At 59.4% G+C, this 23,853-nt stretch carries 31 protein-coding genes, 3 tRNA genes and 1 pseudogene; 14 read left to right on the top strand and 21 right to left on the bottom strand.

Annotation, left to right across the window (positions count from 1 at the left end):
• Window positions 1–14 precede the first annotated feature (14 nt).
• Window positions 15–1,718: a bifunctional diguanylate cyclase/phosphodiesterase gene (locus CS390_RS16420; RefSeq protein ID WP_099775365.1), complete on the top strand. Its 1,704-nt coding sequence runs from the start codon at window positions 15–17 to the stop codon at window positions 1,716–1,718.
• 55 nt (window positions 1,719–1,773) lie between these two features.
• On the opposite strand, the gene CS390_RS16415 is transcribed toward CS390_RS16420, so the two are convergent.
• The 8 genes from CS390_RS16415 to folD all read right to left on the bottom strand — a co-directional run bounded on the left by CS390_RS16415 (window position 1,774) and on the right by folD (window position 8,745).
• The gene (locus CS390_RS16415) at window positions 1,774–2,268 is read right to left on the bottom strand and encodes an Lrp/AsnC family transcriptional regulator (protein WP_065760110.1); all 495 of its coding nucleotides are present in this window, start codon (window positions 2,266–2,268) and stop codon (window positions 1,774–1,776) included.
• 11 nt (window positions 2,269–2,279) lie between these two features.
• Window positions 2,280–3,134 carry an ABC transporter ATP-binding protein gene (locus CS390_RS16410; RefSeq protein ID WP_099775364.1) on the bottom strand — a complete coding sequence of 285 codons (855 nt, stop codon included), beginning with the start codon at window positions 3,132–3,134 and terminating at the stop codon, window positions 2,280–2,282.
• 3 nt (window positions 3,135–3,137) lie between these two features.
• The gene (locus tag CS390_RS16405) at window positions 3,138–3,851 is read right to left on the bottom strand and encodes an ABC transporter permease (RefSeq protein ID WP_065760108.1); all 714 of its coding nucleotides are present in this window, start codon (window positions 3,849–3,851) and stop codon (window positions 3,138–3,140) included.
• Window positions 3,848–4,573, bottom strand: a complete 726-nt coding sequence (locus tag CS390_RS16400; RefSeq protein WP_099775363.1) for an ABC transporter permease — start codon at window positions 4,571–4,573, stop codon at window positions 3,848–3,850. The genes CS390_RS16405 and CS390_RS16400 overlap by 4 nt, the downstream gene beginning before the upstream one ends.
• Before the next feature lie 68 nt (window positions 4,574–4,641).
• Window positions 4,642–5,421 (bottom strand): ABC transporter substrate-binding protein, encoded by a 780-nt coding sequence (locus tag CS390_RS16395; protein WP_065761829.1) that lies wholly within the window; start codon window positions 5,419–5,421, stop codon window positions 4,642–4,644.
• A 257-nt stretch (window positions 5,422–5,678) separates the two neighbouring features.
• Window positions 5,679–6,725, bottom strand: a complete 1,047-nt coding sequence (locus CS390_RS16390) for an ornithine cyclodeaminase (RefSeq protein WP_065761830.1) — start codon at window positions 6,723–6,725, stop codon at window positions 5,679–5,681.
• A gap of 24 nt (window positions 6,726–6,749) precedes the next feature.
• Entirely contained in the window at window positions 6,750–7,667 is a 918-nt protein-coding gene (gene ctlX, locus CS390_RS16385; protein ID WP_065761831.1) for a citrulline utilization hydrolase CtlX, read from the bottom strand.
• A gap of 223 nt (window positions 7,668–7,890) precedes the next feature.
• Entirely contained in the window at window positions 7,891–8,745 is an 855-nt protein-coding gene (gene folD / locus CS390_RS16380) for a bifunctional methylenetetrahydrofolate dehydrogenase/methenyltetrahydrofolate cyclohydrolase FolD (RefSeq protein ID WP_065761832.1), read from the bottom strand.
• A 285-nt stretch (window positions 8,746–9,030) separates the two neighbouring features.
• Between folD and CS390_RS16375 the strand changes: the two genes are divergently transcribed.
• From CS390_RS16375 to CS390_RS16360, 4 genes are all read left to right on the top strand, one after another.
• A tRNA-Arg gene (locus CS390_RS16375) sits at window positions 9,031–9,107 on the top strand.
• Between the two features lie 41 nt (window positions 9,108–9,148).
• Window positions 9,149–9,224, top strand: a tRNA-His gene (locus CS390_RS16370).
• A 54-nt stretch (window positions 9,225–9,278) separates the two neighbouring features.
• Window positions 9,279–9,363: transfer RNA gene (locus CS390_RS16365), tRNA-Leu, on the top strand.
• Between the two features lie 163 nt (window positions 9,364–9,526).
• The gene (locus tag CS390_RS16360; RefSeq protein WP_099775362.1) at window positions 9,527–10,753 is read left to right on the top strand and encodes an integrase arm-type DNA-binding domain-containing protein; all 1,227 of its coding nucleotides are present in this window, start codon (window positions 9,527–9,529) and stop codon (window positions 10,751–10,753) included.
• A gap of 4 nt (window positions 10,754–10,757) precedes the next feature.
• Here the strand turns inward: CS390_RS16360 and CS390_RS16355 are convergent, their stop codons facing one another.
• Window positions 10,758–10,973 (bottom strand): AlpA family transcriptional regulator, encoded by a 216-nt coding sequence (locus tag CS390_RS16355; RefSeq protein ID WP_065761834.1) that lies wholly within the window; start codon window positions 10,971–10,973, stop codon window positions 10,758–10,760.
• Window positions 10,974–11,054: 81 nt separating this feature from the next.
• On the bottom strand, window positions 11,055–11,978 hold the full coding sequence (locus tag CS390_RS16350; protein WP_099775361.1) for a DNA cytosine methyltransferase: 924 nt from the start codon (window positions 11,976–11,978) through the stop codon (window positions 11,055–11,057).
• 119 nt (window positions 11,979–12,097) lie between these two features.
• Here CS390_RS16350 and CS390_RS16345 point away from each other — a divergent pair, with 119 nt between their 5' ends.
• Together CS390_RS16345 and CS390_RS16340 are read left to right on the top strand one after the other, a co-directional pair.
• The gene (locus CS390_RS16345; RefSeq protein ID WP_099775360.1) at window positions 12,098–12,418 is read left to right on the top strand and encodes a hypothetical protein; all 321 of its coding nucleotides are present in this window, start codon (window positions 12,098–12,100) and stop codon (window positions 12,416–12,418) included.
• Window positions 12,419–12,504: 86 nt separating this feature from the next.
• Window positions 12,505–13,182 carry a hypothetical protein gene (locus tag CS390_RS16340; RefSeq protein WP_099775359.1) on the top strand — a complete coding sequence of 226 codons (678 nt, stop codon included), beginning with the start codon at window positions 12,505–12,507 and terminating at the stop codon, window positions 13,180–13,182.
• Window positions 13,183–13,266: 84 nt separating this feature from the next.
• Here the strand turns inward: CS390_RS16340 and CS390_RS16335 are convergent, their stop codons facing one another.
• From CS390_RS16335 to CS390_RS16285, 11 genes are all read right to left on the bottom strand, one after another.
• Entirely contained in the window at window positions 13,267–13,482 is a 216-nt protein-coding gene (locus CS390_RS16335) for a hypothetical protein (protein ID WP_099775358.1), read from the bottom strand.
• A 31-nt stretch (window positions 13,483–13,513) separates the two neighbouring features.
• Window positions 13,514–14,125: a 3'-5' exonuclease gene (locus CS390_RS16330; RefSeq protein WP_099775357.1), complete on the bottom strand. Its 612-nt coding sequence runs from the start codon at window positions 14,123–14,125 to the stop codon at window positions 13,514–13,516.
• A gap of 69 nt (window positions 14,126–14,194) precedes the next feature.
• A complete protein-coding gene (locus tag CS390_RS16325) occupies window positions 14,195–15,025 on the bottom strand; it encodes a cell division protein FtsK (RefSeq protein WP_099775356.1) in 831 nt (276 codons plus the stop codon).
• A gap of 9 nt (window positions 15,026–15,034) precedes the next feature.
• On the bottom strand, window positions 15,035–15,235 hold the full coding sequence (locus tag CS390_RS16320; RefSeq protein WP_099775355.1) for a hypothetical protein: 201 nt from the start codon (window positions 15,233–15,235) through the stop codon (window positions 15,035–15,037).
• 15 nt (window positions 15,236–15,250) lie between these two features.
• Window positions 15,251–16,906 (bottom strand): YqaJ viral recombinase family protein, encoded by a 1,656-nt coding sequence (locus tag CS390_RS16315; protein ID WP_099775354.1) that lies wholly within the window; start codon window positions 16,904–16,906, stop codon window positions 15,251–15,253.
• Window positions 16,893–17,654: a hypothetical protein gene (locus CS390_RS16310; RefSeq protein WP_099775353.1), complete on the bottom strand. Its 762-nt coding sequence runs from the start codon at window positions 17,652–17,654 to the stop codon at window positions 16,893–16,895. Before CS390_RS16310 ends, CS390_RS16315 begins: the two co-directional genes overlap by 14 nt.
• 124 nt (window positions 17,655–17,778) lie before the next feature.
• Window positions 17,779–18,147: a hypothetical protein gene (locus tag CS390_RS16305; protein WP_099775352.1), complete on the bottom strand. Its 369-nt coding sequence runs from the start codon at window positions 18,145–18,147 to the stop codon at window positions 17,779–17,781.
• A complete protein-coding gene (locus CS390_RS16300) occupies window positions 18,144–18,431 on the bottom strand; it encodes a hypothetical protein (protein ID WP_157767154.1) in 288 nt (95 codons plus the stop codon). Before CS390_RS16300 ends, CS390_RS16305 begins: the two co-directional genes overlap by 4 nt.
• A gap of 183 nt (window positions 18,432–18,614) precedes the next feature.
• Window positions 18,615–18,764 (bottom strand): hypothetical protein, encoded by a 150-nt coding sequence (locus CS390_RS24995; protein WP_157767153.1) that lies wholly within the window; start codon window positions 18,762–18,764, stop codon window positions 18,615–18,617.
• Entirely contained in the window at window positions 18,761–19,012 is a 252-nt protein-coding gene (locus CS390_RS16295; RefSeq protein ID WP_157767152.1) for a hypothetical protein, read from the bottom strand. Before CS390_RS16295 ends, CS390_RS24995 begins: the two co-directional genes overlap by 4 nt.
• Window positions 19,013–19,988: 976 nt before the next feature.
• Window positions 19,989–20,621, bottom strand: coding sequence for a LexA family transcriptional regulator (locus CS390_RS16285; protein WP_099775348.1), 633 nt, complete (start codon window positions 20,619–20,621; stop codon window positions 19,989–19,991).
• A 42-nt stretch (window positions 20,622–20,663) separates the two neighbouring features.
• Between CS390_RS16285 and CS390_RS16280 the strand changes: the two genes are divergently transcribed.
• From CS390_RS16280 to CS390_RS16250, 7 genes and pseudogenes are all read left to right on the top strand, one after another.
• On the top strand, window positions 20,664–20,978 hold the full coding sequence (locus CS390_RS16280; protein ID WP_256587509.1) for a helix-turn-helix transcriptional regulator: 315 nt from the start codon (window positions 20,664–20,666) through the stop codon (window positions 20,976–20,978).
• A gap of 2 nt (window positions 20,979–20,980) precedes the next feature.
• Complete coding sequence (locus CS390_RS16275) at window positions 20,981–21,289, top strand: CII family transcriptional regulator (protein WP_099775347.1); 309 nt, start codon at window positions 20,981–20,983, stop codon at window positions 21,287–21,289.
• A 96-nt stretch (window positions 21,290–21,385) separates the two neighbouring features.
• A pseudogene (locus tag CS390_RS25720) lies at window positions 21,386–21,955 on the top strand (DnaT-like ssDNA-binding domain-containing protein); the annotation flags it as partial.
• 73 nt (window positions 21,956–22,028) lie between these two features.
• The gene (locus CS390_RS16265) at window positions 22,029–22,742 is read left to right on the top strand and encodes a hypothetical protein (protein WP_256587508.1); all 714 of its coding nucleotides are present in this window, start codon (window positions 22,029–22,031) and stop codon (window positions 22,740–22,742) included.
• Complete coding sequence (locus CS390_RS16260) at window positions 22,735–23,178, top strand: RusA family crossover junction endodeoxyribonuclease (protein WP_065760247.1); 444 nt, start codon at window positions 22,735–22,737, stop codon at window positions 23,176–23,178. Before CS390_RS16265 ends, CS390_RS16260 begins: the two co-directional genes overlap by 8 nt.
• Window positions 23,175–23,465: a hypothetical protein gene (locus CS390_RS16255; RefSeq protein ID WP_099775345.1), complete on the top strand. Its 291-nt coding sequence runs from the start codon at window positions 23,175–23,177 to the stop codon at window positions 23,463–23,465. Before CS390_RS16260 ends, CS390_RS16255 begins: the two co-directional genes overlap by 4 nt.
• Window positions 23,446–23,802, top strand: coding sequence for a hypothetical protein (locus tag CS390_RS16250; protein ID WP_099775344.1), 357 nt, complete (start codon window positions 23,446–23,448; stop codon window positions 23,800–23,802). Before CS390_RS16255 ends, CS390_RS16250 begins: the two co-directional genes overlap by 20 nt.
• The last annotated feature ends 51 nt before the right edge of the window (window positions 23,803–23,853 follow it).

The following is a 23,853-nucleotide window of genomic DNA, read 5'->3' as shown; positions in this document are numbered from 1 at the left end:
GTGCAGAGGACGTCATGGACGATAACTACCGCGCGGCCGTCGATGCGGCCGCGATTTTTTCCGAAACCGATCTGACGGGTCGGATTACCTACGTAAACCAACAGTTTTGCAGCATTTCCGGCTACAGCCGCGAAGAGCTGCTTGGGGCCAACCACCGTATCCTCAATTCGGGCCTGCATGATCCGGAGTTTTTCCAGGAGATGTGGCGTTCCCTGGTAATGGGCAAGGTCTGGAAAGGCGAGATCTGCAACCGCGCCAAGGACGGCTCGTTGTACTGGGTCGACAGTACGATGGTGCCATTGATGGACCCGCTGAGCGGGAAGGTACGCAAGTATGTCTCGATTCGTTTCGATGTCAGCGAGAAGCGCCAGTTGCTGCGCACCCTGCAATGGCGGGTCAGCCACGATGTGCTCACCGGTTTGCCCAACCGGGCCTACCTGTCTGACCTGTTGACGCAAGCACTGGATTTTTCCCGGCAAGAGGGCACGCAGTTGGCAGTCTGCATGCTTGATCTGGATGGCTTCAAGGCAGTCAACGATGGCTATGGTCACGCCAGTGGCGATTTGTTGCTGGTCGAGGTGGCCGCCCGTCTCAAGGGCATCCTGCGCGGCGGTGATGCCGTGGCGCGGTTGTCAGGCGATGAGTTCGTGCTGATTCTGCGTGACGTTCACGACCACTATCGTCTGCACATTGCCCTTCAGCGGGTACTCGCCGCCGTTGCATCGCCTTACGCCATCAACGGTCAGGACTTGAGAGTCAGCGCGAGCATCGGGGTGACGCTGTTTCCGCTCGACAATGACGATGCCGACACCTTGCTGCGCCATGCCGACCAGGCCATGTATGTGGCCAAACAAAGTGGGCGTAACCGCTACCACGTGTTTGACGTCTCGCTGGACAAGGAGGTCAAGGCCACCCACCAGACCGTTGAGCGCTTGCGCCAGGCGTTGGCCAAGGGTGAGTTGTGCCTGTACTACCAGCCCAAGGTCAATATGCGCACCGGTGCGGTGATTGGCTTTGAGGCGTTGTTGCGCTGGCAGCATCCGGTCAAGGGGCTGGTGCCGCCGGCGGAATTTTTACCGTTGGTAGAGCAGACTGACCTGATCGTCGATATCGGTGAATGGGTGATCGATCAGGCCATGGCGCAAATGCACCAATGGCAACTGCAGGGTTTCTGCTGGTCGGTGAGCGTGAACATTGCGGCCCGGCATTTCCAGCGTTCGGACTTTGTCGAGCGGTTGAAACGACTGCTGGCCCGCCACGCAGCGGTGGCGCCAAGCATGTTGGATCTGGAAATCGTCGAATCGGTGGCCATCGAGAACATTCAGCGGGTCAGCCAATGCCTGGATGCCTGTCAGGAGCTGGGTGTGCAGTTCTCCCTGGATGATTTCGGCACAGGTTACTCATCGCTGAGTTACCTCAAGCGGCTGCCAACCCAGACGATCAAGATCGATAAGTCGTTTGTTCGTGACATCCTCCACGACCAGGATGACCTGGCCTTGACCCGCGCGGTGATTAGCCTGGCGCGGGCGTTCGGCCGTCAGGTGATCGCCGAAGGCCTGGAAACGGTTGAACATGGTCAGTTGCTGATGGACTTGGGCTGTGACATGGCGCAAGGCTACTGCATTGCCCGGCCAATGCCCGCTGCCGATGTGACGCTGTGGGTCGAGGGTTATGTGCAGCCCGCGGAGTGGGCTGCATTGGCACCGCTGACGGTATAGGCGTCAGCGGTGTTGACGATGCAGGCGCCGATGGCATCGCCTGCATCACGGGTGCCTAGAGTTGGGTTGCGGTGTTTTTCACCACGGCCAGCTCTGGGTGCGCGACCAATTTGTCGATGTGCAGTTCGTCGTTGTTCATCCAGGTCTCGGTCAGCACCCGGTAGTGCTCCATGTCCCGGCAGCGCATGCGCAGGCTGTAATCGAAGTGGCCGCTGATCAGTTGGCATTCAAAAACCTGTGGGCAGGCCCGAACGCAGGCCTCAAACGCGCGTTGCGCTGCGCGCCCGCTCTGGTTGGAGAGGGCAACCAGCACCAGCAGCGACAGCCCCGGTGAAACCATCTGCACGTCGATGATCGCGCCGTAGCCTCGAATCACGCCGCGCCTTTCCAGCTTGCGCACCCGCTCAAGGCACGGGCGAGGCGTCAGATGCACCAGTGATGAAAGCTTCTCATAGGTGATCCGCCCGTTATGGCGCAGTACATCAATGATGGCTTCATCGATCCGGTCCAGAGGGGGCGCGCAGTGGGGGCTGTTGGCCTTGTTTTCCATGCGGGTCTGCTTCACTTCAAACGGTTGGATAGAAATTGCTGCAGGCGCTCGCTCTGCGGGTGGTCGAGTATCGCGGCGCTACCTTGTTCCTCGACCCGGCCCTGATGCAGGAACAACACCTGGCTGGACACCTTCCGGGCAAAGCCCATTTCGTGGGTGACCATGAGCATGGTACGACCTTCCTCGGCCAGCGTCTGTATGACTTTGAGCACCTCGCCCACCAGCTCTGGGTCTAGCGCCGAGGTGGGTTCATCGAAGAGGATGATTTCCGGCTCCATGGCCAGTGCGCGGGCGATGGCAACCCGTTGTTGTTGCCCGCCGGAGAGAAACGCCGGGTACTGATCGGCTGCGCGCGATGGCAGCCCGACCTTGTCCAGGTAGGCGCGAGCGCGGGCTTCGGCGTCCTGTGCGCTGACACCGAGCACACGGCGAGGGGCCAGGCAAATGTTCTCCAGCACAGTCATGTGGCTCCACAGGTTGAAGTGCTGGAACACCATGGCCAGGCGCGTACGCAGGTTCTGCAATTGGGCAGGGTGCGGTGCGCGCACGCCCGCGCGACCCTGGCGCATCTCGATGGTTTGGCCATCGAGGGTAATCGCGCCCGCGTCGGGTTGTTCAAGGAAGTTGATGCAGCGCAGCATTGTACTTTTGCCCGAGCCGCTGGCACCAATCAGGCTGATGACATCGCCTTTGCGCGCTTGCAGCGAGACGCCTTTGAGTACCTGATGATCGCCGTAGTGTTTGTGCAGGTCTTCGACGGTCAGTTTGACCGCCGCTGTCTGGGCGACGTTGGCCTGGCGTGCTGTCGTAAGTGGCTCAGTCAGTGGCTGGTGATGGGACGACAAGGCGTGTGCAGAAAGGGTCATGGTTTAGCCTCGGACAGGAACAAGAAAACGCATCCAGCGGCGTTCGGCCAGGCGGAACAGCCCGACCAGCACGAAGGACAGCAGCATGTACAGCAGGGCCGCGACACCAAAGGCCTGGAAGGTCAGGAAGGTCGCGGCATTGGCGTCGCGCGCGACCTTGAGGATGTCGGCGATGGTTGCGGTGAAGGCCAGGGAGGTGGCGTGCAGCATCAGGATCAGTTCGTTGCTGTAGGCCGGCAGCGCACGGCGCAGGGCGGCTGGCAGAATCACGAACAGGTTCAGGCGCCAGCCATACAGACCATAGGCCTGGGCCGCTTCAATTTCGCCGTGGGGGATATTGCGAATCGCCCCGGCGAAGATCTCCACGGTGTAGGCGCAGGTATTGAGGACGAAGGCCAGCAGGGTGCAGTTCAGCGCGTTGCGGAAGAACGCGTCGAGCAAGGCGTTGTCGCGAACGACCTCCAGCCCGTACAGGCCGGTGTAGCAGATCAGCAGTTGTATGTAGAGTGGTGTGCCGCGAAAGACGTAGGTGTAGAACTCCACGGGCCAGCGCAGCCAGCGCTGGCGTGAAACCCTGGCCAGGGCCAAGGGCAGCGACAGCAGGAAACCCAGGACGGTCGTCACGATAAACAACCACAGGGTCACCGCCAGCCCGGAAAAACCGGCGCCATCACTGTAGAGGTAGGCCAGGCCATATTGCTCAAGCAGTTCGATCATGATGCCAGCCCCTTGATGCCCGTGTTGTAGCGCCGTTCCAGGCGTTTGAATAGCCGGTTTGAAAGGGTTGTGATCACCAGGTAGACCAGTGCGGCGAGGATCAGGAAGTACAGGGTGTTATTGGTGGTCTTGCCGGCGTTCTGTGCGGCTTTGACCAGGTCGGCCAGGCCGATGATCGACACCAGCGCCGTGGACTTGAGCAGTACCAGCCAGTTGTTGCCCAGCCCTGGCAGGGCGAAGCGCATCAGCTGTGGGAACAGCACCAGGCGAAAACGCTGGGCGCGGCTCAGGCCGTACGCGGTAGCAGCCTCGAGCTGGCCTGCCGGTACGCTGAGAATGGCACCGCGAAAGTTCTCGGTGAAGTAGGCACCGTAGATGAAACCCAGGGTGATCACCCCGGCCCTGAACGGGTCGATCTCGACGTAGTTCCAGCCCAGCATTTCGGTGAAATCGTTGAGCCACAATTGCAGGGTGTAGAAGATCAGCAGGATCAGTACCAGGTCCGGCACGCTGCGTATTAGCGTGGTGTAAAGCGTGGCCGGAGCGCGCAGCAGGCGTAGCGGTGAGCACTTGGCGCAGGCGCCGATCAGGCCCAGGCTCAGGCTTAATGCCAGCGACAGCAGCGCCAGTTTCAGGGTCATCCAGGTCCCTTGCGCCAACAGCGGGCCAAAGCCCTGCAGGCTCAGGGCCTGCAGGCCGATTGAGTGGAGGAGGTCATTCACGGGAGAGTCTCGTCAGAAGCTGGAGTGGAGACCGCTGCGGCCAGCAGGATGGCTGGCCGCAGACAGATTTACTCGTTGTAGATATCCAGGTCGCCGACGTACTTTTTCTGGATTTCGGCGAAGGTCCCATCGGCAAGGACCTCAGCGATGCCTTTGTTCAGCAAGGCCTTCAGTTCGCTATCGTTTTTGCGCAAGCCCATGGCGATGTCCAGCGGCAAGGTGGGGTCCTTGATGGCCGGGCCGGTCTTGAAGTCGGCACCTTCGGGTTTGGCCAGGAAGTTCAGTTGGGCTTCCAGCTTGTCGGTCAGGGTGGCGTCGAGTCGGCCGTTCATCAGGTCGGCATAGTTCTGGTCCTGGGCCTGGTAGGCCTTGACCTGCGCGCCCAGCGGCGCCAGCTTGGCGCGGGCGTAGGCCTCTTGCAGCGAGCCTTGCAGCACGCCGACCTGCTTGCCTTTGAGCGATTCCGGCGTGTCGCCGAAATCAGCACCTTTGCGGGTGATCACGGATGTCGGGCTGAGGAACAGGCGGTCAGTGAAGTCGATCTGCTTCTGCCGTGCCGGGGTCACGGCCATGGAGGACATGATCGCGTCGAACTTGCGCGCACGCAGTGCCGGAATCATGCCATCGAACTCGTTGTTGACCCAGGTGCACTTGACCTGCAGCTTGGCGCAAATGGCATTGCCCAGCTCAATGTCGAAGCCTTGCAGGCTGCCGTCGGCCGCTACCGATTCAAACGGCGGGTACTCAGGGTAGACACCAAAACGGATTTCTTTCCATTCTTGAGCCTGAACCGCGCTTGCGCACAGCGCAAGGAGCAACACGCTAAGGGGCTTTCGAAACGAAGTCATGAGGGTATCCCTTGGTTTTGTAATTGATTTAGGGCAGTAAAAAATCGTGAGGCTGTTTGGGTCTTGAAGTGACTCTTCGGTCTGGCCTCAGAATGCGCGATGAGCGGTTTTTTTTTGTGTCGTTTCAGCCGGCCATGGCGACCGTAATTTGCTGTTAACAATTGCCGTGCAGCCGATTCGGCTGTGGTGTTGCCTGTTTTGGCTTTTGCACAGCCGTTTCCGACCTGCCGCGCCTGGGCGCAGCAGGTTTGGCGGGTTCAGGCGCGTTTTTTTGCCAGGGTTTCGGCAGGGTTGCGCAGCAGGGCGAAGAGGTCCTTCGGGTTGCTGAGTTCAGGCACCAGCTCGATCTGGTGGCCTATCCCGAGTGCCGTGGCCTCGTCCAGTACATAGCGCAGGGCCGAATAGTCCTCCAGGGCAAATCCGACGGAGTCGAACAGGGTCACCTGGGTGTCATTTTCGCGGCCTGCTGCCTGGCCGTTCACGACTTGCCAGAACTCGGTGGTCGGTGAGTCGGCCGGCATCTGCTGGATCTCGCCTTCGATACGGCTTTGTGGCTCGTACTCAACAATCACTCGGGCGTTTTCGACGATGTTGCGGTGCAGCTCAGTCTTGCCTGGGCAGTCGCCACCGACAGCGTTGAGGTGCATGCCTGGCTCGATCATCTCCGGGGTGAGGATGGTGGCGTAGGCCTTGTCGGCGGTGACTGTGGTGATGATATCGGCGCCGCGAACGGCGTCGGCCACAGAGCTGGCCTGAATCAGTTTCAGTGCCGGGAAGGTGCTGAGGTTGGCGATCAGCTTGGCGGTCGCCTGCGGATCGAGGTCGTACAGACGGATCTCTTCGATGCCCAGCAGGGCATGGAATGCCAAGGCTTGAAATTCACTCTGCGAGCCGTTGCCGATCAGCGCCATGCTGCGGCTGCCCGGGCGCGCCAGGTAGCGTGCGGCCAGGGCCGAGGTGGCGGCGGTTCGCAGGGCGGTGGTCAGGGTCATCTCGCTCAGCAGGACCGGGGCGCCCGTATCGACATCGCCAAGCGCGCCAAACGCCATGACGGTGAGCATGCCGCGCTGGGTGTTCTTGGGGTGGCCATTGACGTACTTGAAGGCATACAGGTTCGCATCGGATACCGGCATCAATTCGATGACACCATCGGGCGAATGGTTGGCCAGGCGCGCGCACTTTTCAAAGTCGTGCCAGCGCAGATAGTCCTGGCGGATGTACTCGGCCATCTCGCGCAGGCAGGTGCTCAAACCTTTACGAGTGACCAGGTGGCTCAGGTCGGTGACATCCAGATAACGGGTCATGCTGTTCTCCTTCTTATAATCAGTTTAGTTGCGCACGGGCAGGTGGACTTCGGCGAGCATGCAGCGGGCGCTGCCACCGCCAATGCGTTCGATGTTGTCGATGTTCACCACCACCGGGCGGCTGTGCTGTTCGACCTGTTCGCGTTGGTCGGGCTTCAGCGAAGCCCAGGCGCTACGCGACATCACCAGCAGCGGCTGGCCCTGCTTGTCGTGGACTTCGAGCATGTTGCCGGCGAAGCCTTCAAGCTGGTCGAAGTCCAGTGCCAGGATGTCTTTGCCGGTGTCGCGCAGGGAGCGCTCCAGTGCCTGCCGCTCGCTCGCATCGGGCAGGGCTTGCAGGCACACCACCGAGAGCTCAGTGCCAACGCTCATCATCACGTTGCTGTGGTAGATCGGCGCGTGGTGCCGGTCGACGGCGTGGAACACGCAGAGGCGGTAATCAAGTTGCTCGGCGAACTGGCGCAGCGCTTCGCTGTGGGTGCGCCCGGAGTGGCAGGCGTAGCTGATCCGGTGCTCGCGGTCCAGCACCATGCTGCCGGTGCCTTCGAGGAACATGCTCTGCTGCTCCAGCGGGCTCAGGTCGACGGTGGTGTTAATTGCAAAGCGCTCTTCCAGAACGCGCAGTACGCCTTTGTTGCGCTCCAGGCGACGGTTCTGGCCTTCCATCGGATACAGCACCAGGCTGCCGTCCGCGTGGCTGCTCCACCAATTGTTGGGGAAGATCGAGTCCGGGGTGTGAGGGGCAGGGGTGTCCTGCACGACCAGTACTTCTACGCCGTGCTGGCGCAGGGTGTCGACGTAGCCATCGAACTCTTCCAGCGCTTTCTGCTGTGCCTGTTCGGGGGCGAGAAAGGGTTGCTGAAAGCGGTTGTTGAAGGCCGTGTCCGGGTTGAAGGCGAACCGCGCCGGGCGGATCATCAAGACGGTATTGGTGGTTTGCATCGAGGCACGCATCCAGGGTTGGCTATGTGCCTATTGTCCGTGGGATGCCGTGTAAATCCCGGCTGAAGCCGGTGTGGTGCTCAGCCGGGAAAGCTGAATGCGGTCGCGGTGCAGCGGAATCGGCTGTGGTGAGGGCGTCGAGGGGGGGAAGGGCGATCAGGTTTTTCGGGTGCCAACAAAAACGGCACCTTCGCAGGTGCCGTACGTTCAGTTGCCTGATGCCTTATTTGTGCAGCGTTTCTGCCGCATACAAGGTGTTCTCCAGCAGGCAGGCACGGGTCATCGGGCCTACACCACCTGGAACCGGCGTGATCCAGCCTGCGCGTGGCAGGGCGGTTTCATAAACCACATCGCCGACCAGCTTGCCATCTTCCTGGCGGTTGATGCCGACGTCGATGACGATCGCGCCTTCCTTGATCCACTCACCCTTGACCAGGCCTGGCTTGCCGGCGGCAACCACTACCAGGTCGGCACGGCCGACGTGGCCTGCCAGGTCCTTGGTGAAACGGTGGGTGACGGTCACGGTGCAGCCTGCCAGCAGCAGCTCCATGGCCATTGGGCGGCCAACGATGTTCGAAGCCCCCACCACTACGGCATTCATGCCGTACAGGTCCTGACCGGTGCTCTGCAGCAGGGTCATGATGCCTTTCGGCGTGCAAGGGCGCAGCAGGGGAATGCGCTGAGCCAGGCGACCGACGTTATAAGGATGGAAGCCGTCGACGTCTTTGTCTGGGCGGATGCGCTCAAGCAGCAGCGATGCATCCAGGTGTGCCGGAAGCGGCAACTGCAGCAGGATGCCGTCGATGTTCGCGTCGTTATTAAGGCGATCGATCAGGTCGGTCAGGGCTTGCTGCGTGGTATCGCTGGGCAGGTCAAAGGCCTGGGAGATAAAGCCGACCTCTTCGCAATCCTTGCGCTTGTGCGAAACATAGACTTGAGAGGCGGGGTCGTTGCCGACCAGGATCACTGCCAGGCCAGGAGTGCGCAGGCCTTGCTGGCGGCGCTCCGCGACACGTTGGGCGATCTGCTGGCGCAGGTTGGCGGCGATCGCCTTGCCGTCGATAAGTTGTGCAGTCATGACGCGTGATTAACCATCGAGAGGGAATAAAATGAGCGCGCATTCTCGCATGACACAGCCCTAGGGCAAAGGCGCTTGGTCTGGCAAATGCTCTAAGCCCTTAAATAAAATGAATTTTTTTCAAAAAAGAGTTGACGACCCTGCCACTCGTCTATAACATTCGTCGCACTTGTCGGGCAGAGCCTAGCACTGGTTAGCAAGGTCAGGCAGAATGAGCGGATTTTAAGCTCGTTTGGCGGGACTGAAAAGTTAGTTTGTAATCTTAAACGAAAGCAGATTAAATATGCGCCCGTAGCTCAGCTGGATAGAGCATCCGCCTTCTAAGCGGATGGTCGCAGGTTCGAGTCCTGCCGGGTGCGCCATTAAGGCAGCTTTGGCACAAGTGAAGCAGTAACGTAATATGGTGGGCGTAGCTCAGTTGGTAGAGCACAGGATTGTGACTCCTGTTGTCGTGGGTTCGATCCCCATCGTCCACCCCATATTCTAAAAGGCGCCCGATGAATAGTCCGGCGCCTTTGCTTTAAACGCTTTACGCGGACGTGGTGAAATTGGTAGACACACTGGATTTAGGTTCCAGCGGCGCAAGCTGTAAGAGTTCGAGTCTCTTCGTCCGCACCACATGTACTTTCGCTAGGTTCCGTTGAGTTCCGCGAAAGCCAAGAAACAAGCCGCCTAGAGCGGCTTTTTTCTTTTGTGGACTTCCGCTTTCTTTCGCAGTCTGTCGCGAATTTTTAGTACAGTTCTCAGCACAGCTGAATATGACCCTCCGGAACTGTACTAAATGCCACTCACCGATACCGCCGTCAGGCAGGCCAAGCCCAAGGAAAAGGACTACACGCTCAGCGACAGCGATGGTCTTTCACTGTTTGTCGCGACTGTCGGCACCAAGTCCTGGTACTTCCGCTATTCATGGCACGGCAAGCAGCCGCGCTTCTCGTTTGGTACCTACCCAGAAATCTCCCTGCGCGAAGCCAGAGAGCTGCGGGACGAAGCCCGTGCCCTAGTTGCCAAGGGGATTGATCCGCGAGAGCAGCGCCGAAAGACACACGTTGAGGCTGGCGAGCGTGCGGGGAATACCTTCGAGGCTGTGGCTAACCGATGGCATAACTTCAAAGCCTTGCGGTTGACCGATGCCAAGAAGGGCAGTGCAGCCCAATCGCGCCGGTACCTGGACAAGGATCTAATCCCTGCGCTTGGTCGAATGCCGATCACTGATATCAAGCGCGCGGATGTACTGAAGGCTGTTCGCCGCCTGGAGGAACGCGGTGCGCTGCATGTCGCAGAAAAGTGCCGAGGTTGGCTGAACGAGATTTTCCGTTATGCCATTGCCGAGGGCGTCATTGAGATGAACCCGGCCTCGGACATCGATATCGTCGCGGCCATCCAGCCACCGGTTAAGCACAACCCGATATTGCGCCGCGATGAGCTGGGCGAGTTCCTGCGCAAGCTGCGAGCCTCGGGTATGTCGATGTTCACCAAAAGCGCGATCCGCCTGATGCTGCTGACCATGGTGCGCACGATTGAGGCGCGCTCGGCATCACCGACCCAGTTTGACCTGGACGAAGCGCTGTGGCGCATCCCCCCGGAGGGGGTAAAGCAGTTGCGAAGCCGTGTTCGTACTGAAAGTGGGGAAATTCCGCCATATCTGGTGCCACTGTCGCGGCAGGCGGTAGGGGTAGTGCGGGAGGTGCTTCAGATGACCGGGCGCTGCAAGCTGTTGTTCACCGGCCGGAACGATCCCAGCAAGGTGATGAGCGAGAACACCATCAACGTGGCCATCAAGCGAATGGGATATGAGGGCAAGCTGACCGGCCACGGCATACGTGGAACGGTATCAACCGCCCTCAATGAGATGGGCTACAACAGAGATTGGATTGAGGCACAGCTTTCTCACGCAGACCCCAACAAGGTGCGGGGCTCGTACAACCATGCGGAGTACGTGGAGCAGCGGAGAACGATGATGCAGGAGTGGGCGGACTATCTCGACAAGCTTGAGGCGGGCGAGTAGCCCGTCAGCTCTGTCCACGGGCTGCTGCGATTTGAGCGTTTGCCCACTCTTGAACCTCGGCCCTGATCCAGGCTACGGACTTGGTGCCCAGTTTGACCTGGCGGGGGAACTCCCCCTGCTTGGCCTTCTCATAAATGAAGGTTGTACCCATGCCGGTGATTCTCCGGACCTCAGGTAGTTTGATGAACTCGATGTCTTCGGTGGCACGTGCTGTGTTCATAGGGGCTCCATACCGCGTATGGCGGCTGTTCAGTAGAGGGGGAGTTGGGATTTCATGATGAGTACAAATGTACTCTTTTTGCTATGCGGCCTTCAGTAAGGCCTCAATCACGCGCTGCCCGGCCAGCGGCGGTACAGCGTTGCCCGCCATGTGCATGGTCAGCCGGTGGTTATTCGGGCGCAGGGTGTCAGCCGGGAACGACATTGCGGCCAGTGCCTCGCTGGCGCTGAGCATCCGCATGCGGTCGCCATCGACCAGTGCCCAGCGGTCGAGGGTGGTGATTGTGCCTATCGGCCGGTTGATGTCGCGCCCGGTGGTTCCAGAGCCTTTGCCGTAGTAGGGCATGATGAAGCGGTGTCCGAAGCGTTCGCGGCCGTTGCGAACCCTGTCGAGGGTGGCCCGGGCCCGGCCCGGCTTGTCGATCAATGACCAGCGCCCGGCATCGAAGTCGAGGAAGCTGGCGGCCGGCACATGCTGATGTCGGTGAAGTTCTAGCATCAGTGGTGCCTTGCTGCGGGTTAGCACCAAGAACAACCGCACGCGGTGTTGCGGTACGCCCAAGTCGGCACAGTCAACAACATGCGGTGCGACCTGGTACCCCAGCGCCTGAACTGCCGCGACCCAGGCCGGGTACAGCGCCCAGTCGGTGAACTCTTCTACGTTCTCTACCAGCGCCGCTTCCGGCCGGTGAAACTCCAAAGCGGATACCACCGCCCAAGCTGTCGAGCGTGACGAGTCGTGCTGCGGGTTTCCCGACTTCTTGCCCCGTGCCTTCGAGTGGCCTTGGCAGCAGGGCGATGCCAGCAGCAGGTCGTGCGAGGGCACCTGCTCCCATCTGGCCTGATGCAGATCTTGGCAGACGTGCTCGGCGTGTGGGTGGTTGGCTGAATGCCACTTCACGGCCTCGGGCCAATGGTTTGCCGCCCAGAGAACCTGGACGCCTGCGGCGCACGCGCCGGTGCTCCATCCGCCGAAGCCGGCGAACAGGTCGATTGCTGTTGTCATGTGTTCCTCGATTGGGTGGGGCGACATCGTTGATGTTTCAAACACAGCAAAGAATCGTTGAACTAGATCTTTAGGTGTTCCTGTGTCTTACTAGTATTTCAATACTGCGGAGTCATCTGATGATAAAAGTCACAAGAAATACTGATGGCCTTGAGAGGCTTCTGAAGAATGCTCGAGAACTTGAAGGGAAAGCAGCTGTCCCATTTCTTGAAGTGATGAACTCAAATTTTGTGTCCGAGCATAGTCGCTTTTCCGATTTCTACGAGTTGTGTCGGGGGGCAGGGTATGAGGTGGAAACTACTGACGACTTTGAAGCTATCCCGGACGCAGAATGGGAAGGGTTCATAAAGCAAGAAACGGGCTTTGGAAGCTGGAACGAAATGCAGCAAGCTGCAGCCGTTGTCTACGCGGAGGCTTTGCTGTTTAAAAATATTAAGTAACCGGCTGCATAGGGCGACGCCGTGATCGTCGCCCTATTTGATTGCAGTATTCATGATGGACTAATTGGTTGAATTTAAGGGTGTGTATGGGGCGTAGGCTTGGGTTGATTGGTGGAATAGTCACATTGCTTTACCTCGCAGGGCTTACCTGGCTGCTTTGGGGGAGGCTCGGTAACCTCTCAACGATCGCGTTGAACGAGGTTGGTGATTTCCTTGCCGGTGCATTCGGGCCGGTAGCATTTCTATGGCTGGTACTGGGCTTCCTTCAGCAAGGTAAGGAACTTCGGATTAGTTCTGAGGCATTGCGCATGCAGGCTGACGAATTGAAAGCATCTGTGTTTCAGCAGACTGAGTTGGTAAAGGCGACAAATATATCTCTAAGAAATCACGAGATTTCTCTTGAGCCGTTGTTACAAGTGAGAAGCGACAAGATACGTCGTTCACTGGTTTCGGGTGTCCCAAAGGAGCTGGTATATTTGTCTATTGTGAATGCTGGTGCCTATTGTGAGCATGTAGTGGGTCGCGTGTTTTTAGGAGATGAAGAGCTGGGGGCGTCAGAATGTTCTCCGCTGAGTAATGGTGGGCAGTCAGTCCTGTCATTTGAAGGGATTCTTAACGCTGATATTTATTATGATTTACGTGTTTCTTATGTAAAGTCTAATGGTGTGCCTGGCGTTCAAGAGTTTGAGGTTCGTAAATTTTTGAGAGGTGATCTGACTTTGGTTGAGGTTATAAAGAAACTTCCTGAGCTGGCCAAGGCTTGATTTACATGTGGGAGGTTTTAAATAACCCTGCGGTTTTTAGAATATTCTGGTTGTTGTGTGGCGCCGGTTACCCGGCGCTGGTGATTACTTCAGACTGATGCGGACGGTGCCGAACAGCAGGTCGATCAGGATGGTGGTGCCGCCTACGCTGATGCCGAGCTTGTAGTTCCAGCCGGCACCAAAACGAGCGCCGTTCGGATTGAGAATGGCCGTTGGGCCTTTCCCGTTCTTATGCGGGAACCATCCGTAGCCCTGCCAAGGGAAACGGCTCGCAGTTATCTCAAGTCTTCCGATCTTCACGATTGTTGCTCCAAGGGACTGTTGCTTGCAGTCAGGCCGCCGACTGGTAGGCCTGCAGGGCGAAGTACACGCGGGCGCAGGCCTCGGCGTCGGGGCGGGCGCGGTGGGCGTCGACCAGGTCTTCACCTGTGAAGAACTTTAAGGCCTCGGAGACGGTTGGCGTCTTGAAGCTGTTCTTGAAGTTAGTGGCCTTCATGGCCTCGGTCGGTGGCAGTTGGCAGATAGGCTTTGACGTGATCGCGGTGCAGAACTTGGCGCCGTCGCGGAAGTCCTCAGCCACCCAGGAATCCTTGAAGCGCTTCAGCGCGATCCGCAACATGCGAGCGTCGAACGATTCGTTGTGCGCGACCCGCAGCCCGGCGCGGCGCCAGATGCCAAGGAAGCCTTTGACGGCCAGCGCTTCGGGGATCCCGTGCTCGAGCGCGATCTCGTTGGTGATGCCGTGGATTGCCGCGACATCGCTGGGGATGTCCCAGCCATCCGGGCGAACCATGGCCTCGAAGCTGTCGACCAGCTCGCCTTCCGTGGTGTAGAGCAGGGCGCAGACATCGACGAGGTGTGGCTGGCGCGGGTCGTCGCTCGGCAGTTTCCAGTGCGGGAAGCCGGTGGTTTCGGTGTCGAAGACGCAGATCAATTGAGACATGGCGGTTTTCCTTTAGGCGAAAAGAAGGCGCCCGTAGGCGCCTGTGGGTATTGCTGTGGTGGCTGGCGATCAAGCGACCACGTCTTCCAGGGTGGCGACGACCTTGTAGCTGTGCTCCAGGGCAGATTCGCCCTCGGCTTCAACCTCAATCACCTTGTCGTCGAGCAGGCGTACCAGCAGGGTGGTTACCTGCTCGCTGCTGATGGCCAGGCGGCTCTGCACCCAGTGGGCCTTGAACGGCTTTCCGTTGGCTTTGAGCACGATCAGTTGCTTGGCGTCGTCGTAGTCGAAGTCGCCGAATTCCTTGCTGTCGGGGAAACCGCCCTCGGGAAACTCTGCGTCCACCACGTCGCTGTCATCCTGAGGACTCTGCTGGTCCTGCTGCTCTGCCAGATCCAGCTGCTGTTCTTGCCGGCGATCAAGGCCCATGCCTGCGACAATCTCGGATGCGCTCAGCGGCAGCTCGCGCTGGTCCCGCTCGGCGCGGATGCCGTCGACGCCCTCGGCGTAGTCGTTCGGGGCCAGCACCAACAGGGCCAGCTTTCCGGATAGATCGATCAGGCCATGCCGGTTCGGGTCTTGGGCGTCCACCACGCCAGTCACCGTGATGTTCTTCTCCTTGAACTTGGAGTCGGCGATTTTGATCGGGATGGTGTCGACGCTGCGGGAACTGATGATGCCCACCGCCGTCCACACGACTTCCTCGGCCTGTTTCGTAATGCGGTCGATCACCTCTTGCTGGTCATCCTCGCCCAAGCGGCCGAACGGCACTTTGATATTGCGCAGCTCAAAGAGGGCGGCTTCGACCAGGTCGTGCACCATGAGCTGGTGAGCCAGCACCATGGGTTCAATTCCGTGCAGCTTGGCGCGCTCTATGGCATCGCGGTGTTCTACTTTCATGGGGTTTCCTCAGTATTTGCCGATTTGCTCCAGCTTTTTCTGCTGGTGTGGGCTTAGAAGGGTGCGCGGGCCGTGGCGCTTGAAGTTGGCCCGCATGTTGGTGATGAATTCTTCTTCCCAAGAGCCGTCTGCGTGGAGCTCAGCGGCGGCAAGCAGGGACGTAAATTCTTCGACTCGGTCGTACAGCTCTTCCACAGTCTGGCTGGCCATGGCAGGTGCTCCTGATCATGCAGCGGCGCGATTGGCTTGCACCGCCTGGATGTGGTTGATCAGCGCGGCACAGATGCGGGGGAAGTCACTGGCGCGGTACAGCTTGGCCGAGCGTTCCTGGGCTACTGCCTCGAAGCCCAGCGAGGTCAGGAAGTCAGCCGTCAGCGTGAAGCCCAGGCGCGTGCTGATATCGCCAAGCTTGATACGCTGGCCGTCGTCGGCTGTTGGCTGAGCTGCCGTGGTTATCGGCGTGGCTGCTGGCTTTGGTTCTGGGCTGTGGATCTGCTCGACCACCGGCTGCGCCTGGACCTGCTCCTGCACGGGTTGCTGCTGAGCAGCCTGTTGCTCTGCCTGCTGACGTTCAAGTTCGGCATCTCGGCGCTGCTGCTCGGCCTGCTGCTCCTGCTCGTGCTCATTGATGCGGACCTTGATCAGCGCCACCAGGTCGTCATTGGCCTTCAGCACCAGGTCCTGGGCATCGTGGAACAGGAACGCGTGGCTGGCCGCCAGTTCGCGCAGGCTGTTTAGGTTCGCCCGGATGCCGTCAGCGATGCGGCTGGCCTCGATCTTGGCCCGGGCGAGTTCGGCATCAGCCGCTTCTTTCAGGCTGTCGATCGTGCGCTTGCCTTTGATGACCCCGGCGAAGTCAGCGTGAACACGCGGCATGCGGATCTTGCCGCCGAGCGTGACGTTGATCTGGTCGATGTGGTCCTGCAAGGCTTTGGCCGCGTCCATGACGATATCGGACCTGATGATGTCCTTGCGTGCCTTGACCAGCTTTTCCAGCTCCAGGCGTTTGCGCCTCGTCTCTGCCGCGATGTCATCGATGGCCTTGAACAGCACGTCGATGCTTTCGGTCTGGCTCAAGGCGTGTTCTTTCGCGGCCTTAAGCTTGTCCTCGACCTCGCTGCACCACTTCACAGTGGCATCGGCGTCGGCGAAGTCCTTGTCGGTCGACAACTGGGTGTTGATGTTGCCGATCACGCCCAGAGCATGGGCTTTGAACGCATCCAGGTTACTGGCGGTGACCATGCCGGTGACATCGATGCGCAGGGCTGGCAGCTGATCAGGCGCTGCGCCGGTAACTTCGACCTTGGCTTCTTGCACCTCGAAGGTACCGAGGTCTTCTTCAAACTGGGCCCAGCCGGCCACCAATTGCTCGCGTCGGCCAGCAACTGGCTGGTACTCCATGTGCACGAACTTTTCTGGCGTGCCGTCCGAGCAAACGAAGATCACACGCTCGGCGCCGCTCACAAGCAGCTGCTGCTCCAACTGCCAGTAGTAGTGGGCCTCGAGCTCGCCGGCGCGGACCTGCGCAACCAGGCGCTCGTTCCACAGCTTGTGCTCGAATAGGGTGTCTCCGAGCATCGTTGCGCCGTCCATCGACGCCAGCAGGTTGCCGCTGGTGCCGACGATGGGGTAGAGCTCTTCGCCGATCATTTCCTCGACCAGTGGCCGGGCCAGTTCCTCGGTGGCGTGGCCACGGTCGAAGATGGCCTGTTGTGCCGGGGTGACCTCCGGCACGATGCCGGTTTTCTTCATCGTCAGCAGATCGGTGCGGGTCTGGTACTTCGATGCGCCCATCATCGCTGGCGCCTCCGAAGCGGTGAAGTAGCTGGAGCGGAGGGCATGCCATTCTGGGGTGCCCTGCTGGACGTTATGCACTTGCATTGGTGTGATCTCCTTCGATGGGGGCCAGCGCGTGGATGCGCTCGATCTGCTCTGGGGTGAGGGTGTATTTGCTGGTGAGGTTCGCCAGCAGGTGATCGGGGCTGGTGCGGTTCGCGGCGATCATCGATCGCCACTTGTCGGCGTTCTCTTCGAGCTTGCTGTCGGGGTAGGCCGGCAGTTGCTTCGGCTCGTCGGCCTTGCGGGCGTGCGTCTGGTTGAGCTCGCGCTCGGTCGGGATGTCCTGTACCTCCTCGGCCACCGCCATGCCGCGCAGCACGTCTGGGAAAACGTCACGCAAAGCAAATGCTCGAGCACGCATCTGGCGCATCCGCTTTGGGTACTGGCTCCATGGGCCTTGCTTGCCGACCAGGCCAGCGAGCTTGGCGTCGGTCATGCTGAACGTGCGCACCTGCTCTTCCTCACCGCGGCGCTTAACTCGGCAGGTTGCCGTCTCGCCGTCGTCTGTCTCGGTGACGTACTCGCACAGCGGCGAGCTGCGAGCCAGTGCGATGACCGCGTCACCCCACAGGGCAGGGCGGCCGTTGATGACCGCGATGCTCTGCATGGCCTGCATCGGCTGCAGGCCCAGCTCCATGCCCCACTGAACTGCGACCAGGATGTTGGCCGGCTTGCGCTGGAAGTCCTTGGGGACGATGTCGGAGTTGGCCAAGTAGTCGGCGAACTTCAACGCTTCGTCGAGGTTCTGCGGGGCCAGGCTGAAGGTTTGTTTGATCGCGAGATCGTTCATGTCTTGGAGTCCTATCGGGTGACAAGGTCAGCCAGTCCGATCAGCAGCAGCCAACCGGACCAGCCAATAAGGGAGGAGGTAGCGCCGCGCCAGATCAGGTGGCGGCGCCGGCGTTGGGCGGTGGTCATGCCGTAGCCTTTAGTAGCTTGTTACCGATCTGGCGAAGGCGGGACTTCAGGGCGTTGGCGCGCTGCTTAATGGCTTTGCGCTCGTCCAGCAGGATCGCCATGGAGCGGTATGCGTCGTCTTCATCGAGTGGCTTGTCGTCGAGGATGTACAGAACCTCAACCGCGTACAGCCAGCCGTTCCAGCGAAGAACAGCTTCATCGTCCAGCCATTCACCTTGGTAGAAGCGATCACGGAAAGGCTTCATATCGATGTAGGCATCCACATCGTTATGCAGGTCACGGATGGCCTTCGAGTTCTCCATCAGCTCGGCGCGGTTCTTGGCGTAGGAAATTGCTAGGTCTTCCAGGCGTTTGGCGGCGGTCATGGCGAAGTCAGCTTGCGATAGCCCGCGTCGTATAGGCACTCAAACGGATGCACGTTGAACGTGCCCACAACCTGCTGCATTTCCTTGATTGCTGCTGCCCGCTCTTCCGCTGCGGCCTGCTCAGGCGTACGCACCATGCGAGCCTGAAAACAGCAGCAGACACCTTCTGCTTGGTGCTCAACAGCAACCATCCAGGTGTCACAAGTGAGGAAGACCGCACAGAGCGTGCAATCGGCGCCAATGAACTGCTCAGCCTGAGGCCAAATAGGAAGGTCGATTTTCACGATTCGCACCGTTGACCCTACCGGGGGGAGATTCACTTCGCTCATGGAAACCTCACAACGAGCATGTCCCCGCGCACTTCGATGCGGTGGGGCAGGCCTGGCATAGCAGTGGGCAGAAAAAAGCCCTGCGCTTGCAGGGCCTTGATTAGGGCGGGAAGGGAGGGGGCGATTACCGCCCGGCATTTACTGGTCATAGCGGCGCTCCAGCATGATGTCGCGCTCATCTGAGCGGTAGTCGCCGACCGGGAGGTTGTCCGGATCAACGTCGTAGTCAAACTCGCAGGGTTCTGGCTCGTCGTCTGGCGGGTCGAGCCACATGTCGTGGGCGGTCATTGCGGCGCCACCCGCTCTATCCGGCATTGCCGTTGGATGCGAGCCAGAACGCTGAACCGCGCCATGTCGATGCGCATGTTCAGCAGGTTGTGCTCTTCGTGGCCGATATCGCCGCGAGCCAGGGCGTATGCCGCCATGCCAGCGGCATAGCTGAGTTCACTTTCGGTATCCACCAAGTCACCTGGTGGCGTTTCCAGCACCTTGCTGATTCGTTCATCGAACAGCGGGCGGGCGGTCTTGTTGAACATGGTGGTTACCTCGATGTAGGCGGGATGCATCGGGGTGTGATCTGGCCGGTACTGATCTCCGGCTTGCGAACCATGCCGAGGTGAACGGCTTGCGCCTACCTCAATGCCAGTTATTACGACCCAGTACCGCGCGGGCATATGAAACTACTTAGCTGGTATCGATCGTTCGCGGAAACTGTTTGCTTTCAAACCTGCGCATCAGCCTGCGCTTCCAGATCACACTCCGATGCAGCCTGCGATGGGGAGCAGGGCATCGGGCCGTCTTTCCGGCTGTCAGGGAAATTTGTGTTGCTGGCCTCCGTTACACGCCACGGTGGGCTGGGCGAATACTTTTTCGGGAGCCCTTTGGGCTCAACAGCCAGTCGCGGTTCGTCACCCACTGGCTCTCTTGTGATCTGGGGCTCTCTATGCTTCGAGCCACGCGGCGAGGCTACCGCTGTACCGTTCTGCCCGAGGGCAACGCCATGGCTTGCTGCGGCGCTTGAAACTAAAGAGCGGTGGCTTTCGCCTAGTTCCGGGCTCTTCCGAATTTGCGTAATGCGCAGAACATGGATTGCATTATGCGCAGAATTTAATTTGCGTCAAGCGCAGAAAATTTATCGATGGCAAAAAAAAACCCGCTCGATGGCGGGATTCTTATTTCTTTGACAGAGTTAGATCGGGGTCGACCCTCGGTGTATCCATGCTACCAAGCGGCCTACGGTTCTGTCGTAGAAGTAGGAGAGGGTTAAACCAGCAATCAGAACGTACGGGCCGATGCTTGCAAGAGGGTAATGACGGTAGCTGCGACGGTCGAAAACTAATGCCTCTCCCCAAGCGCTGAGAAACCCGGTGAGCCAATTGTAACTGCTAGTGCTGAAGCCAAGCTGTAAAGCACCTACCACCGTCAATACCACCCCAACCAATAGGATGATGAAGCCACCCCGCTTGATGGGTGTATCCAGGCCCGTCGTGATTTTGCCAAGTGACTCCATGATCAAAGCCCCGTCATCTTTGTATCGATCACACGTCCGAGAACCCGACAATTCCCATTTATCTCGATGGTACGGTAGCCAGGATTCAGGGGGCGTAGGTACTTGAAACCTGCGTCCTCTACGTACTGTTTGAAGGTTTTCTCGCCGCTATCAAGCATCTCGACCACATAGTACTTACCGTTAATGACGTCGGCTTCGGGTCGCACCAGGATTAGCGAGCCAGCAGGAAAACTTGGATTGCCGAGGCAGGTCATTGAGTCGCCTTGGACCTTGAGCCAGTAGCCCCCATCACCAGCGTTCTCCGTCGATTCAAACCACTTGTGCTCACTTCCTACGTTGCTTGGCGATTCTGTCAGGTCACCGGCCTGAACCCAGCTGATCAACGGATATTCCTTGTGCTTTCGGGTTGGCTGCAGGGCTGGGGTGATATTGCTTCCCTCGTCGATCCTACCAGCCGAGGCCAGCGACAGATCTAGCGCCTTGAGCACGCGTCCCAGTAATTCCTTGCTCGCACCCTGTAGTCCGCGCTCCAGGCGCGACAGGTTGCCAGAGTCGGTTTCGACCCGATGAGCAAGCTCTTCCAGCGTCCAGCCCTTGGCCTTCCGCGCTTTTCTGATGATCTGTCCGATATCCATGGCTTGGATTCTCCCTAGCTGCTGCGTCAGGCGCAAAGCGTCATGCGCAGATTTTTGTTGCGTGAAATTTGCGCATTGCGCAGAATTGAGTTGTTCAATCTCAATAAGGCCTTAGCCATGACTCCGTTAAAACGCGCACGACTGTCCCATAAGTGGACATTGGCCGATGTTTCGGCTCGCCTCGCAGCGCTCGGTGATCGGTTCGACTCCGGAAATTTGTCCAGAGTGGAGCGCGGTACACAGCGCGCCTCTGCTGCTTTAGCTGAAAAGCTGGTTCAGGTTTTCGACGGCGAACTAACCGAGATCCACATCTTGTACCCCGAGCGATTTGCTGGGGCCGACGACGTGGCGGCTTGACCATGACCACGACCGCATTAAGCCAGGAGCAGCTTGTAACGTCTCGCAAGAACATGGCCGTTCTCATGCAGCGGCTTGCATCGGTCGGCAATGGCCCGGTTGCGCATGCAGTCGGTTGCGACGAAGCGACCATCAGCCGCATGAAGCCGGAGAAGTTCCAGCAGTTCGCCGAGATTCTCGCGGTGCTGGATTTGAAGATCGTTCCGATGGAGATGCGTTGCTTCAACCAGCGCGACATCGAGGCGATCTTCCACCAGGCCAAGCGCTGGATGGAGCACGTCCAGAACGTCGACCAGTTGGAAGAGGGCTGATTAGTGCCTTCCTTCCAGATCAATGACGCAGAGTGGGGCGCCTTGGCCGATGAGCCAGCGGACGTCTTCAAGCTGTACTGCGCCATACGCCGGTTTATGGACTACAGGACGGGCGTGTCTGGTGTTAAGCGTCGGCTCAGCGAACAAATGTTCCGTGAAGAGCTGTATATTGCCCCCACTCGCGGCCGCCATGAGTCTGGTTCCCCCACCAGGCAGAAGGTCCGATCCCTCATTGATCGTCTGATCACCCTCGGTGTCATCACCCCTGTTGGACCTCTTGTTTACCAGCTGCCGAATGCGGACTGGGATAGTCCGTCCAAACGATCAACAACCGATGAACAACCAGATCAGCAACCAGATCAGCAACCACCGCAAGAACAGCCAGAGGCCACGGATTACGAGGCTTTCAGCGAATCTGAAAATGGATCAGCAACCGGATCAGAATCAGACGAAACGCTGATCAGCAACCTACCTCCGATATCCGGTAAAAGCCCTACTACTCTCTCCGCGCGTGGCTACTTCGTAATGCTTGACGGCTGGGAGCCGAATCCCAGGACTTGGGGCGCCACCGCACTACGCAATGCCATTCCCACGGCCATCGATGCCGACGCACTTAACGAATTCCGCTCGTACTGGATTGCACGCCCTGAGAAGGAACAGTCGCAGGCCCAGTGGGAGCACGCGCTCGCTCAATCCCTGAAACACCAACTTCGCCAGGCACAAGCCGGGGGGTATACCCATGGATCAGCAAAAACCGCAGCAGGCCACCGACCTGCTCGCCAACGTCCACTTTCTGCCGTCGACCGGGTCAAGCGTGCAGGGGAAGAACTCGAACGAGCAGTCCAGGCTGTCGCAGAAGGCGCTGAACAAGCTTTGGCTCAAGATGACGGAGATCTACGGGCACCGCTGGACGGCGAATTTCGGCGAATCAGCTAACCCGGAGCATTCCTGGTCCAAGATCTTGGGCGACCTGAACGGCCAGCAGCTCGCCAACGGGCTGAGTGCCGTATCGGCTGACCCTCAGTACGACTGGCCACCATCCGCCAACGTCTTCCGCTCGCTGTGCATGCAAATGCCCGGCTTCCCAAGCGAAGACCAAGCCTGGACCGAAGCCCTGATTGGCAAGTACACCCATGAAGCCGTGAAGGTCGCAGCCGAAGCTACCGGCCTGTTCGACCTGCGCACCGCCAAGCACAGCGACAAGGCACTGCGCCAGAACTTCGAGCGCAACTACGCCATCGTCCAGCGCCGCGCCCAGAACGCCCAGCCCCTCGACGGCAAGATCCCTATGGGCATCAGTCACGACACCAAGACACCACGCCAGGTGCAGCTCGCAGCATCGCACCAGGAAGCCCGCGACCTGATGGCCGCACAGGGCATACCCAATGATCCCAAGGCTGCACGCGCTTTGCTGCTGGCCAAGGTAGGAATCCGGAGAGACAACCATGCATGACCTGAAGCCCGTTTCGTTCCTGGTACCGGGTGAGCCAGTGGGGAAGGGCAGGCCACGCGTCAGCACCATCGCCGGACACGCTCGCATGTACACACCAGCCAAGACCGCCAACTACGAAGGCCTGATCGCTACCAGCGGCAGCAACGCCATGGCAGGTCGTGAACTGCTGCAAGGCCCGGTCATGGTCGAGATCCGCGTCAACCTCTCGGTACCGAAGTCCTGGAGCAAGAAAAAACAGGCCGCTGCGCTTGCTGGTGACGTCATGCCAACCAAGAAACCCGACTTCGACAACGTACTCAAAGCCATCTGTGACGGCCTCAACGGCGTGGTGTGGAAGGACGACGTGCAGGTTGTCGACGTTTTCGCCCGCAAGCGGTTCGGCGATACACCAGGTGTGCAGGTACGCATCGTTCCGCTTGAGGGGGCTGCATCATGAGCAAGAGCATCCATGGACCAACCTGGTATTGCCGTGGGTTCGGCAACGACGGATTTGTCTTCGTCGGTGTCGACCAGATGTTGCCCAGCGGCACGATGGTCGGGCTTCGCCATGCCGTTCACCCGTTCATGTTCGATAACGCCAAAGATCCTCGCGCCATGTTCTTGGCAGTGATCAAGGAATTGACCGAGGCAATGGAGCGGGCGAGCGCTCAACCGGTGTCTGCCTCGCGCGCGCACGCGTTTGGAACGGGTCAGGGTGACCAGTATGAAGCCGCCTGCGCCTGAGCAAATGGCCCTGTTTGCGCAGCCTGAGCCCGTTCGTGCGGCTTTGGCTGCGCGCCCGCTTGTACTGCACGCGCCGCCACCATCGCGGCCAGGCCCGAAGCGCATCGATTGGTTCAGGGTCATCACCATGGTGTTACGGGGTGGTTACTCGATCCAGTCGGCGGCGGATGCCATCGATGTTGCCCGTACCACGCTGATCGGATGGAAACAGGGCGCTGAGCCGCGTTACAGCGAAGGCGAACGCTTGGTGCTGCTCTGGTGCAAGATCACCGAGCAAGACCGCTCAAAGCTGCCTATGGTCGCCGTCGGTGACTGGTGGGCGTACCACGCGAAATAGTCAGGATTCCGACAGCCCACTGCCCTGATTCTCCGTGTCATCGATGCCCCG

Source organism: Pseudomonas sp. HLS-6, assembly GCF_002753995.1.
GTDB classification, from domain to species: domain Bacteria; phylum Pseudomonadota; class Gammaproteobacteria; order Pseudomonadales; family Pseudomonadaceae; genus Aquipseudomonas; species Aquipseudomonas defluvii.
Note: the sequence above shows the minus strand (reverse complement) of the source record. Positions and strands in the feature narration are given on the sequence as shown.